The sequence below is a fragment of the Streptococcus thoraltensis DSM 12221 genome (assembly GCF_000380145.1).
Taxonomy (GTDB): Bacteria; Bacillota; Bacilli; order Lactobacillales; family Streptococcaceae; genus Streptococcus; species Streptococcus thoraltensis.
Window position 1 is genome coordinate 1 of the sequence record NZ_KB904632.1, and the last position, 13,321, is coordinate 13,321.

A 13,321-nucleotide genomic window follows, 5' to 3' on the forward strand; every position below is an offset into this window, starting at 1 on the left:
CATTTCACAGGGACTATGAGTCGTTCTTTTATAAAGAAAGGTGCTCAATCAGCTTCGATTAGTTATCAAACTTATATTGAGAAAAAAGGTTGGCAAGCCTTGGTTTCTGATGGTCATTTAAGTGGTAGTACGGGTCAGNATCAACAGATAGAATCTTTAAAACTTCGACTTCATTCCGATTATTTGGGACATCTTTCGTATCAAACTCACATTCAGAATGTTGGCTGGATAGCTGCAGTTGGTGAAGGTCAAGCAAGTGGTCAAGGAAGTTCTAATCGCCAAGTTGAGGCAGTGAGAATTTCCTTAGTTGGTGAGATTAGTCAGTACTATGATGTTTATTATCGCGTTCATAGCCAGAATAAAGGTTGGTTAGGTTGGGCGAAGAATGGTTCTGATGCAGGAACAGAAGGGCTTTCTTTAGGTGTTGAAGGTATCGAGGTTACCTTAGTTAAAAAAGGAGGTCCTGCTCCTGGGACAACGGTTAAACCTTTCGAGAAGAAAGCGGCTGTGGCTAAGGGAACTTCAAAAACCTTCCCAATGCCGTATTTTAGTCAGCGTGATCCTCGTTGGGTTTCTAAATACTATGGTCGCTACACAATGGGAGACACTGGCTGCGTTCCAACTTCTTTAAGCATGGTCTTTTCTGCTTTGACAGGCAAAACAGTGCTGCCGACAACTGTGGCAGATTGGTTATACTATAATACTAAAGAATTCGATCGCCTTGTACCTGGAACTCGTGCGCCAGGTATTGTAAAAGCTGCTAATGCATGGGGTTTGAAGGCGACTAATTTAACTAGTTATGCCAGTCTTACATCAGCTTTAAGAGAGGGACATCACGTCTTGGCTGCTATTCAAAATAATGTTTTTGTCTCAAGAGGATCGCATGAGCTAGTCTTAAAAGGATACAATAATGGTAAGGTCTACGTAACCGATCCCTATACAAAATCTCTGTCTGGATGGTATGCAATGTCCTACTTATTTAACACTAAAAGTACAGATAAAGATGACACTGCGTTAGGTCTACCATTCTTTAAAATATCTCATCTCTAAATTATTAAGAGTATAAAAAACAGCTAGTGCCGTGTTGAGCATTAGCTGTTTTTATGATGATTTAGTATCGAGATGATTTTGTAGATGATCGGTTTTTTCTTTGATTATTTGAAGTCTTGGTTCTAAATCTTTTTGGAAAACTCGAACTTTGTGTTGGGTATCCTCACTTAATTCATTGACTTTGGCTAGTTCTGACTTAATGATAGACAATTGTTTTTGGATGTTTTCTTTATCCTTGTTCATACTGGCAAAGCGATCTTTTTCAGTGTTGTAAGTTTCGGCTATTTCACGTCGTTTTTGAAAGGCTCTATATGCCAAAAAGGCTGCAACACCAGCAGCTAGCGTTTTCTTAAGTCCCATCTAGACAACCTCTTTTGCAATCTGTTCTGCCAATTTTCCTAAAGCTTGAAAGTCCGGTTCGTGAGTGGTGTATTTAATTTCGATGCCATCATTTTCATCAAAGCGAGGAACCAGATGAACGTGGGCATGGAAAACGGTTTGACCTGCAACCTCTTCGTTGTTGTTTATAATGTTCATACCAGCTGCTCCGGTAGCTTTTTGAACAGCTCGAGCTACTTTAGGCAAACGTGAAAAAACATCTTGAGCGACTGCCTTATCCATATCAAGCACATTTCTAACATGTTCTTTAGGAATTAACAAAGTGTGGCCAGTTGTTGTTTGAGTAATATCTAAGAAAGCAACCACTTTGTCGTCTTCATATACTTTAGAAGACGGGATGTCGCCAGCAATAATTTGACAGAAAATACAATTTTCCATATGCAAAACCACCTTTTCGATTGAATTTGTTATAATTAAGTCTAGTATATCAAAGTTAGGAAAAATCGTCATGTTAAAAATAGATCACTTAGTTGGTGGTTATGTCAATATTCCTGTTTTAAAGGATATTTCCTTTGAAGTGGCTTCTGGTGAGGTTGTTGGTTTAATCGGTCTCAATGGTGCTGGTAAATCAACAACCATCAGTGAAATTATCGGACTTTTGCAACCCTATCAAGGAAGTGTGAGCTTAGATGGCTTGCAACTATTGGAGGATCCTGAAAGTTACCGCCGTAGAATTGGTTATATTCCTGAAGCACCAATCTTGTATGAAGAATTAACCCTGCAAGAACATTTAGACACGGTAGCACAAGCCTATGGTTTAGGTGAACAAAAAGAACTGCGTCAGAAACTCTTAAATCTTTTTCGTTTGGAAGATAAGTTAGATTGGTATCCCATTAACTTTTCAAAAGGGATGAAACAAAAGGTCATGATTATTGCTGCTCTTTTAATTGAGCCAAGTTTATTGATTGTTGATGAACCCTTCTTAGGACTGGATCCACTGGCTATTAGAGATTTGACTAATATCATTGCAGAAGAAAAACAAAAAGGAACAGCAGTGCTTATGAGTACTCATGTCCTTGATTCAGCGGAGAAGATGTGCGACCGTTTTATCATTCTTCACCATGGTGAAATCTTAGCGTATGGTAGTTTAGAAGAATTGCGTCAGCAGTTTAGTTTGCCAAAGGCTGATTTAACCGACATTTACATGCAACTGACGCAGGAGAATTAAAATGGAAAAGCTCATTCAAAAGCGGCAATTAGCATTTAATCAGCATTGTGCGAAGTATCTACGCTATGTTTTTAACGATCATTTTATTTTAGTCCTAATGTTTCTTTTGGGATTTTTAGTAGTTCAGTACACAAATCTTGTTAATCATTTTCCCAAAGGGTCTTTTCTCCCCTTGGGGCTTTCCATCTTAGCAACGGTTGTTTTGACTTTTTTTGGCAAACTAGCAACCTATATGGAAGCTGCTGATCAGGTATTTCTGTTGCCACAGGAGACTTTATTGCAGATAAATCTAAAGAAAGCTGCGAAAAAATCATTCGTCCTTTGGGGGAGCCTCCAAGTGTTTGTCACTATTTTATTAGCTCCTATTTTTCTCTTGTCGGGCTGGGCATTATGGCAATTCATTGCCTACATCGTCTTTCTTTTGATTCTGAGAGGTTTGCGACTACATCGTCATTTAAAAGGATTCTATCAAGGTCCTGTATTGAACTTAGAAAAATTAATCCATCACGAAAAACAAAGACAACAAGGGATTTTGACCTTCTTTTCCTTATTTACAACGGTAAAAGGAATTTCTAGCACGACAAAACCAAGAAAATACCTCAATCCACTTTTAGGATTGTTAACAAAAGCCAAAAGCCAAAATGTATGGCTGGAACTGTATGCGCGTGCTTACTTAAGAAATGGAGATTATTTCTGGCTCAGCCTTAGATTACTTACCATCAGTCTGCTCTTAGGGGTTATAATACCAAATTGGTGGGGAGTAGCCATGGTTGGACTCTTCAATTATCTCTTGCTTTTCCAGCTCCTTGGACTATATCGAGTTTACGATTACCAAGTCATGACACGCCTATACCCAGTTGAGGATGATGTCAAATTACAGGCTTTTAAAACCCTATTAATGAAAATTTCTTTTGGAGTAAGCCTGATTCAACTAAGTCTAATGGTACTAGATTGGCGTTTTTTGGCAATTCTTCCTATCATGTTTGTACTAAACCTAGTGTACCTGCCAAATAAGCTGAAGAAGTTTGTTGACTAAGTTCTAAAAAACAAGTAAAATAAAAGTTGAAACGCCATGAAAAAGGAGGGTATGGTGACAGTTATTGATAATGATTTAACATTGACACCCATGCGTGGAAAAAGTAATAAAGCCTATATGGGAACCTACCCATCTGGAGAACGTGTTTTTGTCAAAAAAAACACCACCCCAATCTTAGCTGCCTTAGCTAAAGAGCAAATTGCGCCTCAGTTGCTATGGGCTAAGCGTTTGGGTAATGGCGATATGATGAGTGCACAAGAGTGGCTTGATGGTCGCACCTTGATTAAACAAGACATGATGAGTAAACAGATTGTTCAAGTTTTGTTACGCCTGCATAAGTCAAAACATTTAGCCAATCAGCTTTTACAGCTTAAATATCAGATTGAGAATCCCTATGAACTTCTTGCTAAACTAGAACGCGAGATGCCGCTACAACTGCGTGAGAACACCTTTATTCAATCGATTGTTAAAGGCTTGAAACAAAGTTTACCAAACTTTGATCGAGATGATGCTACGATTGTCCATGGTGATGTTCGACATAACAATTGGATTATTACTACGAGTGGCGTAATCTACCTTGTCGATTGGGATTCTGTTCGTTTGACTGACCCTATGTATGATATTGGTCATCTTCTCAGTCACTACGTTCCTCGCATGGCTTGGTCAGACTGGCTAATTTATTATGGTTATGATAATCCTAAAGCCGTGATGGATAAGGTTTATTGGTATGGCCAATTATCTTATTTATCACAGATTCAGAAGTATTTTGACAATCGTGACATGGAGCGTGTAAACCGCGAAATTTATGCCCTTAGAAAATTTAGAGAGTTATTTAAATGAGAGTTCGTAAGCGCAAAGGTGCTGAAGACTATTTAGAAAATCATCCCCAATATGTCATTTTAAATCCTGAAGATGCAAAAGGAAAATGGCATCAAGTATTTGGTAATAACAACCCTATTCATATCGAAGTCGGTTCTGGAAAAGGTGCATTTATCACAGGCATGGCCTTGCAGAATCCAAATATTAACTACATCGGTATTGATATTCAAGTCTCTGTTCTTAGCTATGCTTTAGACAAGGTTATCGAGAGTCAGGCACCAAATGTTCGTTTGCTTCGTGTTGATGGGTCAAGTTTGACCAACTATTTTGAAGATGGAGAAGTTGCTCTCATGTATCTGAATTTTTCAGATCCATGGCCTAAGACTAAGCATGAAAAACGTCGATTGACTTACAAGACTTTCTTAGATACCTATAAGCAAATCTTACCCGAACATGGTGAAATTCATTTCAAAACAGATAATCGAGGTCTCTTTGAATACAGCTTAGCTAGTTTTTCACAGTACGGCATGCTTTTGAAACAGGTCTGGCTTGATTTACACGCTAGTGATTACGAAGGCAATGTGATGACTGAGTATGAACAAAAGTTCTCTTCAAAAGGTCAGGTCATTTACCGTGTTGAAGCACAATTTTAAAAGATAAGTGGCATTTTCCACTTTTTATGGAGAGGTCGCATAGTGGCTGAGTGCGCACGCTTGGAAAGCGTGTAGTCCTTAACGGGGCTCGGGGGTTCGAATCCCCTCCTCTCCTTAAATAATAACGTTGAGACAGGTTGAGAAATCTGTCTTTTTATTATAGACTTTCACTCCGTAGGTAAGAGACAAAGAACCACCCGTTACTGGATCATTTCCCAATCGTTAGATTTTGTGTCTAACTGTTGGGAAGCAGGTCAGGAATGAGGTGGTTTTGGTTTATAAAATAATAGGTTTTAGCTATAAAAATCATAAAAAATATATATTTTACATATGTAAGCGATTGCTATAAACTGTAAGTATAAAAATAATAAAGGAGAAAAATCATGGGAAACCAAACAATTGTAGAAACTTTAGGTGCATGGGTTGATAGCAAAACTTATGAAGATTTGAGTAGTGAAGCTGTTGAGGCATTAAAAGGTCGGGTATTAGATGCTATTGGTTGTGCAATCGGTGCTTTAGATAGCGAAACCATCAAGAGTATTCGAAAGATGACGACAGATTTGTCAAAAGATGGTAGCGTGAGCCTTATTGGTGGAGGCAAAGTAGCTCCAGAATTTGCAACTTTTTACAATGGTGCAGCTGTTCGTTATTTGGATTATAATGACTCTTACCTAGCTAAAGGTGAAACTTGCCATCCATCAGACAATGTTTCTGCTGTTTTGGCAGCTACAGAACATAATCACGGAACTGGAAAAGACTTTCTACTTGGCTTAGCTATTGCTTACCAGATTCAATGTCGCCTTTCAGATGTAGCACCAGTTCGTAAACATGGGTTTGATCATACAGTTCAAGAAGCCTACGGAGCAGCAGCGGGTTCAGCAAAGGCTTTGGGGTTATCGGCAGAGCAAATTGCAAATGCGATAGCTATTTCTGGGACAAGCTATAACTCACTTCGTGTTACAAGAACAGGTGAACTTTCTAACTGGAAAGGATTGGCAGCACCAAATACAGCGCGTGGAGCCATCTCGTCAGCACTCTTGGCTAAGTATGGTATCACAGGTCCTCGTGAAGTTTTTGAGGGAAATAAGGGATTTTTTGAAACTGTTGCTGGACACTTTGATATTGATTGGACAAAAGAAGGGCTTGATAGTGTCTTAGGAACTATTATCAAGCGCTACAATGCTGAAATTCATTCTCAATCATCTATTGAAGGAATTATTGAATTTAAAAACGAACATGGAATCGCACCAGAAGATATTAAAGAGGTTCGCTTAGATACCTTTGATGTCGCCTTTCATATTATCGGTGGTGGTGAAGAAGGGGACAAAAAAGTTATTCGTGTTAAAGAAGAAGCAGACCATTCTCTTCCTTACATGCTATCAGCAGCTTACTTAGATGGACAAGTGTTACCAGCACAGTATGAACAAGATAGAATTCTTAAACAAGATATTCAAGAATTTTTACAAAAAGTAAATGTTAAAGAAGATCCAGCACTTAGTGATCGCTTCCCTGCTGAAATGGCTATCAAACTTGAGATTGAGACAAATGATGGTCAGGTTTATACTATTGAAAAAGATGATTATCAAGGATTTACGTCTCGTCCTGCTTCATGGAATATTTTGCTAGAGAAATATCACCTCTTAACGCAAGGTATTGATCGCGACTTAGCTGACAAGATTGCTAATAGTATTGCCAATCTTGAAAATATTGATATTACTGAATTGACTGAATTGCTAGCTCAAGTTTAATCGTAGAAATGAGGTTAGCTTATGTTGAAAGACATACCAATAAGTATTTATCGTGGCGGAACAAGCAAAGGTGTCTTTATTGATGAGAAAGAATTGCCTGAGGATTTGGAAAATCGAAACAATATATTGCTGAAAATTATGGGAAGTCCAGATTCTCGTCAAATAGATGGGCTCGGTGGTGCAGTTTCTACCACAAGCAAGGTGGCAATTATCTCTAAAGAGCAAACTAAGGAATGGGATGTCAATTATACCTTTGCTCAAGTAGCCATTGATAAAGCTCTTGTTTCCTATGCTGGAAATTGCGGCAATATCTCTTCAGCAGTTGGTGTTTACGCGATTGAAAATAACTTAGTAGAGGTGACTGCTCCAGTAACATGTGTTCGTGTCTACAATACTAATACTAAAAAAATAATTGAAGAATTTATCCCAACTCCTGAAGGTCAATTAACCTACGAGGGAGACTTTGAAATAGCTGGAGTTCCTGGTAAAGGATTAAAAATTAAACTAGCATTTAAGGAGCCAGAAGGGGCTTTTACTGGGAAGTTATTTCCAACAAATCATTTAATTGATAAGATTTCGCTAGAAAATGGTGATGAAGTTGCTGTTTCAATCGTTGATGTAGCTAATCCTTTAGTTTATATCAAAGCTAAAGAGCTTGGCTTAAGAGGCAGTGAAACGCCAAAAGCAATTGATGGGGACCCAACCCTCCTTGGACTTTTGGAAGAAATTAGAGGAAAAGCAGCTGTACTCATGGGAATTATTGAGGATTTTAAAGACAGTGCCAAGAAGACACCTGGGGTTCCTAAATTAACGATTGTTTCAGCACCTGAAACCTTTTTGACATCTGAAGGTCAAGAAATAAAAAAAGAGGCATTTGATATTGCTGTTAGGATGATGAGTATGCAAAAAGCCCATAAATCCATTGCCTTGACGGGTGCTCTTTGCACCAGTGCTGCGTGTCGCATTCCAGGGACCATTCCTTATGCCTTAGTAAATCATGAAAACTTAGATAAAGAATTGAGGATTGCTCATAGTAGTGGAATTATACCCGTATCAATCGATTACGATTTGAATGATAAAAGTATTAACATTGATTCGGTATCGGGATTTAGAACAGCTCGGAAGTTAATGGTGGGGACAGTCTTTATTGAGGAGGGTGATAGATGTTAGCAATGTTAGGTTATTTAATGATTATCATCTTCATGGTATTGCTTCTTGCTAAAAAAATCAGTCCATTTGCTGGTTTAGTTTTAGTGCCAGTGGCTTTTGGTATTATCGCAGCTTTGGTTAAGGGTCTACCAGTTTTAGATACTTTCGAATGGATTTTCCAAGGTCTATACTATAGTATCAATGATGCTGGGAAAGTATCATCAGGGGTTGCGCCTACCATTACCTTGCTATTATTTGCTATCTTGTATTTTTCAGTTATGTTAGATGCAGGTCTCTTCGATCCTTTGGCGGTTGCCATGATAAAATGGGCTAAAGGTGACCCAATGAAAATCACTATTGCATCGGCAGTCATTACCTTATCAGTATCTCTTGATGGTGATGGGACAACAACAGTACTGATCGTTACAGCAGCCATGCTCTTGCTTTATAAGCGAATGCATATGAAACAGATTTATCTAGCAGCTATTATCGGTTTTGGTAATTCTGTTATGAATTTAGTGCCTTGGAGTGGTCCAATGGCGCGTGCTATGCCCGTTTTAAATATTGGACCCAAAGAATTTTTGATTCCCGTATTACCAGGAATGTTTGCTGCTGGTGTTTTAGCTATTTATCAAGCTTATTACTATGGAAAAAAAGAAAGACAACGTTTAGGTTACGTTGCCGGGAAAGCGCATTTGAGTGAAGAAGACACTCAGAAAATTATTGCAGATGTAACCTTAACTCATGTTGAGTATAAGCGACCAAGGCTGATTTGGTTTAATTTTATTTTAACGATCGCGATCATGGTTTTGCTCATTATGGATGTTATCAATGGCGGTATTTTATTCCTTTTAGGAACTGGTATTGCTCTTATTGTTAACTACAAGGATATTTCATTACAAAATTCTAGATTATTAGCAAATGGTGCAGAAGCTCTGGGACCTGTTTCATTAGTTTTTGGGGCGGGGGTTATTATGGGAATTCTGAATGGTAGTGGCATGAGTTCAGATATCGCCAATCAGCTTGTTTCAATGATTCCAGAAAGTTTCGGTGGTTATATCCCACTTATTCTAGCACTGATTTCATTACCTGGTCTTTTCTTTTTACCAAATGATGCGTTTTATTTTGGTATCTTACCGGTTATTGCTCCGATTGCTTATTCCTACGGAGCAACGCCAGTTCAAATTGGGGTAGCATCCTTGATGGGACAAGCTCTACGTTTTGCAAGTCCACTAGTAGCTTTCCTTTACGTTTTGGTAGATAAGACGGAAGTTAGCTTTGTGGATTACCAAAAGGAATATATGAAATGGGGATTGATTAGTTTTGCTCTCCAAACCCTTGTTGCCATCCTTACTGGTGCAATTCCTATCTAGATATTATTTTTGCAAATCTCAATAAAATCATTGGCATAACTTGGGAGTTTTCTGCCTTTCCGATAAGCGACAATTAAATCGACAGTTACCTTTTTCTCCAGTGAAAACAAAATGACTTTATCATTGGAATTAAGATGCTTTGTGTGTGACGAATTAACAAAACTGACTCCCATTTGGTTAGCTACCAAATTAGTAGCTGTTTCGATATTTCGCGTTGCTAAGATTGATTTCGGATGAAAATGATTTTGTTGGAAGATATCTTCAGCCATTTGTCTTGAAAATTGGTCTGGTTGATGAAGTATAAAGAGTTCATCTTTGAGCATGTCAAGTTTTATGGATGGGTATTGACAATTTTGAGTTTTGTTAGTTTGATACAAAGATTTGAGATGGTGGTTGCTAGGTAAAGCAATCACCATTTCTTCTGATTTTATCTTTTCGGTTGTTAGATATTTATCATCGTGGTGTCGGTTCATCAAAGCTAAGTCGACATCGCCATTTTTGATTAATTTTGGAAATTTTGCAGAAGAGGTCTCCTTTAATATGACTTCAACATTTGGATAAAGCTGATAGAATTTTGGTAGCAATTCTGGGACTAAGTAGGAACTTCGAAGTAGAGGAATGGCTAATTTTAGACGTCCGAATTGGTTCTTTTGAATGTTTTGGACGGCATCAAAAAAATCTTCTCGAACTTTTAATATCTGATTTCCAAACGATAAAAATTCCTCCCCAAGATAGGTTAAAGAGAGTTTTTTTCCTTCTTGTTCAAAAACCTCAAAACCAAGTCGTTCTTGCATGTTTTTGATGTAAACACTTAGGGAAGGTTGTGAAATATATAGTGCTTCAGCAGCTTTCGTAATACTTTTATACTTGACAATGGCTTTGACATATTCTATATCTTTTATTTCCATAAGAGCTCTTTCTATATCCGAGTGAAAAAATGTACATAATATGATAAAATAATATCAAAAGCGCTTACAAAAAGAAAGAGGTTATTATGAAAGTTAAGGAAATTTTGAATTTATTGGAAACCAAAATGTCCCCATCAGTCATCGCTTCTACTGATGTGACAGGACAGCCTCATGCTCGTTTTATTCATATTGGTTTGGCTAATGAAAAAGGGATTTTTTTTATGACAAGTCCAACAACTCGATTTTACAATCAGCTGCAAGCCAATCCGAATATAGCCATAACAGGCATGTATCAAGAGGAATATTTGATTCAAGTGATTCGTATTGAAGGTAAAATTCGCGAATTAGGTGAGGAAAAATTAGAAGAAGTGTTGGCAGGGAATGCTTTTGTAGAGCAGGTATATCCAGACCATAAGGAAAGGGAAAATGTCCGTGTTTTCCAATTATACGAGGGAAAAGGATTTTATCAAAGTTTAACTCAGGGTCACAAGTATACTTTTGATATTAAAGGAGACCTAGCTAAAGAAGATTAGGTGCTGGTGTAACAAGTATTGTGGGCTTTTTAGGCTTGCAAGTTGTTTGTTATTATGATATGATTAGTTAAAATAATGAGAAAGGGGCGAGGTAATAACTTCGCCTCTTGTCTGTGCAAGGAGGGATTATTATCGCAACAATAGTTGAACAGGTAACTGAAGTAGTTACGCCTCATATCAACGCTCCGTATGAGTTGGTTGATGTTGAATATGGAAAAATGGGTGGCGATTACGTCCTTAGTATTTTTGTAGATAAGCCTGGTGGTATTTCGGTAGACGATACGGCAGAATTAACAGATATTATTAGCCCATTGTTAGATACCATTAAACCAGATCCTTTCCCAGAACAATATTTTTTGGAAGTATCTAGTCCCGGCTTGGAACGTCCGTTAAAGACTAAGGAAGCTTTGGAAAATGCGGTTGGCTCATATATCAATGTCAGTCTTTATAAGGCGATTGACAAAGTTAAGTTTTTTGAAGGAGATTTAATTTCCTTTGATGGTGAAAACTTGACCATTGATTACTTGGATAAGACGCGTCATAAAACCGTTGACATTCCGTATCAAACCGTAGCCAAAGCCCGCTTAGCAGTAAAATTATAACGCTAGTTATTGAGAAGAAAGGAATTGCCTTAACAATTGAGGCGAGACAAACATGAGCAAAGAAATGTTAGAAGCCTTCCGTATTTTGGAAGAAGAAAAGCACATTAATAAAGAAGACATCATTGATGCCGTAACTGAGTCTTTGAAATCAGCTTACAAACGCCGCTATGGTCAGTCAGAAAGCTGTGTTATTGAATTCAATGAGAAAACAGGTGATTTCCAAGTATATACGGTTCGCGAAGTTGTTGATGAAGTCTTCGATAGTCGACTTGAAATCAGTTTGAAAGATGCTCTAGCCATCAGTTCAGCCTACGAACTTGGTGATAAAATTCGCTTTGAAGAATCTGTTGCTGAATTTGGGCGTGTAGCTGCTCAATCAGCTAAACAAACGATTATGGAAAAAATGCGTAAACAAATGCGTGAAGTTACTTTCAACGAGTACAAAGAACATGAAGGTGAAATCATGACTGGTACTGTCGAACGCTTTGACCAACGCTTTATCTACGTTAACCTTGGTTCGCTAGAAGCGCAATTGTCACATCAAGATCAGATTCCAGGTGAAACGTTCAAATCGCATGATCGTATTGAAGTTTACGTCTACAAAGTAGAAAACAACCCTCGTGGTGTCAATGTATTTGTTAGTCGTAGCCACCCTGAATTCATCAAACGTATTATGGAGCAAGAAATTCCAGAAGTCTTTGATGGTACAGTAGAAATCATGAGTGTCTCTCGTGAAGCTGGTGATCGTACAAAGGTTGCGGTGCGTAGCCACAACCCTAACGTCGATGCTATTGGTACTATTGTTGGTCGCGGTGGGTCAAACATCAAAAAAGTTATCAGCAAGTTCCACCCAACACGCTTTGATGCTAAAACAGGCATTGAAGTACCGGTTGAAGAAAATATTGATGTAATCCAATGGGTTGAAGATCCTGCAGAATTCATCTATAATGCTATTGCCCCTGCGGAAGTTGACATGGTTCTCTTTGATGAAGAAAATAGCAAACGTGCGACAGTCGTTGTTCCAGATAGTAAATTATCACTGGCGATTGGTCGTCGTGGTCAAAACGTACGTCTGGCAGCGCATTTAACCGGTTATCGTATTGATATTAAGTCTGCTAGTGAGTACGAAGAGATCGGAGCACAACAAGCTTTGGTATCTGAGAATGAAGAGGTTGTTTCTGTTGAAGAACCACTTACAGAAGCAGAGTTATTAGAAGAACAAGATGTAGATGTAACATCACTTGAAGAAGCATCTAACGACGAAGAATAATAACAGAGGTGTTTATGGCTAAAACACGTAAAATACCTTTAAGAAAGTCTCTTGTTTCTGGGGAAGTGATTGATAAACGTGGCTTGCTCCGAATTGTTAAAAACAAAGAGGGGGACATTTTTATCGATCCAACTGGAAAAGCGAATGGTCGCGGAGCCTACATCAAATTAGATAATCAAGAAGCGCAGGAAGCTAAAAAACGACGTGTCTTTGATCGTAGTTTTAAAGTGAAGGTTGCCGATGGATTCTATGATGATTTGATTGCTTACGTTGATCACAAGGTGAAAAGAAGAGAGCTCGGTCTTGAATAATCATCAAAAATTAGCCAATTTAATCGGATTAGCACAGAGAGCTGGAAAAGTTATCTCTGGTGAAGAATTAGTAATTAAAGCGATTCAACATCAGGAGGCAAGAATAATTTTCCTAGCCAATGATGCTGGCGATAATTTGACTAAAAAAATAACAGATAAAAGTAAATACTATCAAATAGAAGTCTCCACAGTGTTTAATACACTGGAATTAAGCATGGCAATTGGTAAGCCAAGAAAGGCAGTCGCCGTTGTTGATGCTGGATTTTCAAAGAAAATGAGGACTCTTATGGAATAAGGAATAG

The 13,321-nt window shown here is 38.2% G+C and carries 16 protein-coding genes and 1 tRNA gene; 14 read left to right on the forward strand and 3 right to left on the reverse strand.

All coding sequences use genetic code 11. From position 1 onward, the window contains the following. The first annotated feature begins 15 nt into the window (after nt 1–15). Nucleotides 16–1,050 (forward strand): C39 family peptidase, encoded by a 1,035-nt coding sequence (locus tag A3IA_RS0110725; protein ID WP_156802441.1) that lies wholly within the window; start codon nt 16–18, stop codon nt 1,048–1,050. Between the two features lie 51 nt (nt 1,051–1,101). Here A3IA_RS0110725 and A3IA_RS0110730 read toward each other — a convergent pair whose 3' ends face one another. Both A3IA_RS0110730 and A3IA_RS0110735 read right to left on the reverse strand, forming a co-directional pair. After that, nucleotides 1,102–1,410 (reverse strand): hypothetical protein, encoded by a 309-nt coding sequence (locus tag A3IA_RS0110730; RefSeq protein ID WP_018381329.1) that lies wholly within the window; start codon nt 1,408–1,410, stop codon nt 1,102–1,104. Then, complete coding sequence (locus tag A3IA_RS0110735) at nt 1,411–1,827, reverse strand: HIT family protein (RefSeq protein ID WP_018381330.1); 417 nt, start codon at nt 1,825–1,827, stop codon at nt 1,411–1,413. It lies immediately after the preceding gene. Between the two features lie 70 nt (nt 1,828–1,897). Between A3IA_RS0110735 and A3IA_RS0110740 the strand changes: the two genes are divergently transcribed. From A3IA_RS0110740 to A3IA_RS0110775, 8 genes are all read left to right on the forward strand, one after another. Next, on the forward strand, nt 1,898–2,617 hold the full coding sequence (locus A3IA_RS0110740; protein ID WP_018381331.1) for an ABC transporter ATP-binding protein: 720 nt from the start codon (nt 1,898–1,900) through the stop codon (nt 2,615–2,617). Nucleotide 2,618: 1 nt separating this feature from the next. Next, nucleotides 2,619–3,653: an ABC transporter permease gene (locus A3IA_RS0110745; protein ID WP_018381332.1), complete on the forward strand. Its 1,035-nt coding sequence runs from the start codon at nt 2,619–2,621 to the stop codon at nt 3,651–3,653. Between the two features lie 51 nt (nt 3,654–3,704). After that, nucleotides 3,705–4,493, forward strand: a complete 789-nt coding sequence (gene ccrZ, locus A3IA_RS0110750) for a cell cycle regulator CcrZ (RefSeq protein ID WP_407832319.1) — start codon at nt 3,705–3,707, stop codon at nt 4,491–4,493. Beyond that, nucleotides 4,490–5,125, forward strand: coding sequence for a tRNA (guanosine(46)-N7)-methyltransferase TrmB (gene trmB / locus A3IA_RS0110755; RefSeq protein WP_018381334.1), 636 nt, complete (start codon nt 4,490–4,492; stop codon nt 5,123–5,125). Before ccrZ ends, trmB begins: the two co-directional genes overlap by 4 nt. 28 nt (nt 5,126–5,153) lie before the next feature. Next, nucleotides 5,154–5,240 (forward strand) — tRNA-Ser (locus A3IA_RS0110760). A 268-nt stretch (nt 5,241–5,508) separates the two neighbouring features. Further along, on the forward strand, nt 5,509–6,873 hold the full coding sequence (locus tag A3IA_RS0110765; protein ID WP_018381335.1) for an MmgE/PrpD family protein: 1,365 nt from the start codon (nt 5,509–5,511) through the stop codon (nt 6,871–6,873). 21 nt (nt 6,874–6,894) lie between these two features. Continuing rightward, nucleotides 6,895–8,043, forward strand: coding sequence for a 2-methylaconitate cis-trans isomerase PrpF family protein (locus A3IA_RS0110770; RefSeq protein ID WP_018381336.1), 1,149 nt, complete (start codon nt 6,895–6,897; stop codon nt 8,041–8,043). Continuing rightward, entirely contained in the window at nt 8,037–9,395 is a 1,359-nt protein-coding gene (locus tag A3IA_RS0110775) for a CitMHS family transporter (RefSeq protein ID WP_018381337.1), read from the forward strand. Before A3IA_RS0110770 ends, A3IA_RS0110775 begins: the two co-directional genes overlap by 7 nt. On the opposite strand, the gene A3IA_RS0110780 is transcribed toward A3IA_RS0110775, so the two are convergent. Continuing rightward, nucleotides 9,392–10,303: a LysR family transcriptional regulator gene (locus A3IA_RS0110780; protein ID WP_018381338.1), complete on the reverse strand. Its 912-nt coding sequence runs from the start codon at nt 10,301–10,303 to the stop codon at nt 9,392–9,394. The genes A3IA_RS0110775 and A3IA_RS0110780 overlap by 4 nt on opposite strands. Nucleotides 10,304–10,389: 86 nt before the next feature. Here A3IA_RS0110780 and A3IA_RS0110785 point away from each other — a divergent pair, with 86 nt between their 5' ends. The 5 genes from A3IA_RS0110785 to A3IA_RS0110805 all read left to right on the forward strand — a co-directional run bounded on the left by A3IA_RS0110785 (nt 10,390) and on the right by A3IA_RS0110805 (nt 13,314). After that, on the forward strand, nt 10,390–10,836 hold the full coding sequence (locus tag A3IA_RS0110785; protein ID WP_018381339.1) for a pyridoxamine 5'-phosphate oxidase family protein: 447 nt from the start codon (nt 10,390–10,392) through the stop codon (nt 10,834–10,836). A gap of 113 nt (nt 10,837–10,949) precedes the next feature. After that, complete coding sequence (gene rimP, locus A3IA_RS0110790) at nt 10,950–11,438, forward strand: ribosome maturation factor RimP (protein ID WP_018381340.1); 489 nt, start codon at nt 10,950–10,952, stop codon at nt 11,436–11,438. A 52-nt stretch (nt 11,439–11,490) separates the two neighbouring features. Next, nucleotides 11,491–12,708 carry a transcription termination factor NusA gene (gene nusA / locus A3IA_RS0110795; protein ID WP_018381341.1) on the forward strand — a complete coding sequence of 406 codons (1,218 nt, stop codon included), beginning with the start codon at nt 11,491–11,493 and terminating at the stop codon, nt 12,706–12,708. Between the two features lie 14 nt (nt 12,709–12,722). Continuing rightward, complete coding sequence (gene rnpM / locus A3IA_RS0110800; RefSeq protein WP_018381342.1) at nt 12,723–13,019, forward strand: RNase P modulator RnpM; 297 nt, start codon at nt 12,723–12,725, stop codon at nt 13,017–13,019. After that, nucleotides 13,012–13,314, forward strand: coding sequence for a YlxQ-related RNA-binding protein (locus A3IA_RS0110805; protein ID WP_018381343.1), 303 nt, complete (start codon nt 13,012–13,014; stop codon nt 13,312–13,314). The genes rnpM and A3IA_RS0110805 overlap by 8 nt, the downstream gene beginning before the upstream one ends. Nucleotides 13,315–13,321: the final 7 nt, after the last annotated feature.

What these genes read in the sequence shown, in the direction of transcription:
- A3IA_RS0110785 (WP_018381339.1), top strand. Translation starts at nt 10,390, where the DNA reads ATGAAAGTTAAGGAAATTTTGAATTTATTGGAAACCAAAATGTCCCCA.
- A3IA_RS0110730 (WP_018381329.1), bottom strand. Translation starts at nt 1,410, where the DNA reads ATGGGACTTAAGAAAACGCTAGCTGCTGGTGTTGCAGCCTTTTTGGCA.
- rnpM (WP_018381342.1), top strand. Translation starts at nt 12,723, where the DNA reads ATGGCTAAAACACGTAAAATACCTTTAAGAAAGTCTCTTGTTTCTGGG.
- nusA (WP_018381341.1), top strand. Translation starts at nt 11,491, where the DNA reads ATGAGCAAAGAAATGTTAGAAGCCTTCCGTATTTTGGAAGAAGAAAAG.
- A3IA_RS0110775 (WP_018381337.1), top strand. Translation starts at nt 8,037, where the DNA reads ATGTTAGCAATGTTAGGTTATTTAATGATTATCATCTTCATGGTATTG.
- A3IA_RS0110780 (WP_018381338.1), bottom strand. Translation starts at nt 10,303, where the DNA reads ATGGAAATAAAAGATATAGAATATGTCAAAGCCATTGTCAAGTATAAA.
- A3IA_RS0110770 (WP_018381336.1), top strand. Translation starts at nt 6,895, where the DNA reads ATGTTGAAAGACATACCAATAAGTATTTATCGTGGCGGAACAAGCAAA.
- A3IA_RS0110735 (WP_018381330.1), bottom strand. Translation starts at nt 1,827, where the DNA reads ATGGAAAATTGTATTTTCTGTCAAATTATTGCTGGCGACATCCCGTCT.
- A3IA_RS0110740 (WP_018381331.1), top strand. Translation starts at nt 1,898, where the DNA reads ATGTTAAAAATAGATCACTTAGTTGGTGGTTATGTCAATATTCCTGTT.
- ccrZ (WP_407832319.1), top strand. Translation starts at nt 3,705, where the DNA reads ATGGTGACAGTTATTGATAATGATTTAACATTGACACCCATGCGTGGA.
- A3IA_RS0110765 (WP_018381335.1), top strand. Translation starts at nt 5,509, where the DNA reads ATGGGAAACCAAACAATTGTAGAAACTTTAGGTGCATGGGTTGATAGC.
- A3IA_RS0110745 (WP_018381332.1), top strand. Translation starts at nt 2,619, where the DNA reads ATGGAAAAGCTCATTCAAAAGCGGCAATTAGCATTTAATCAGCATTGT.
- trmB (WP_018381334.1), top strand. Translation starts at nt 4,490, where the DNA reads ATGAGAGTTCGTAAGCGCAAAGGTGCTGAAGACTATTTAGAAAATCAT.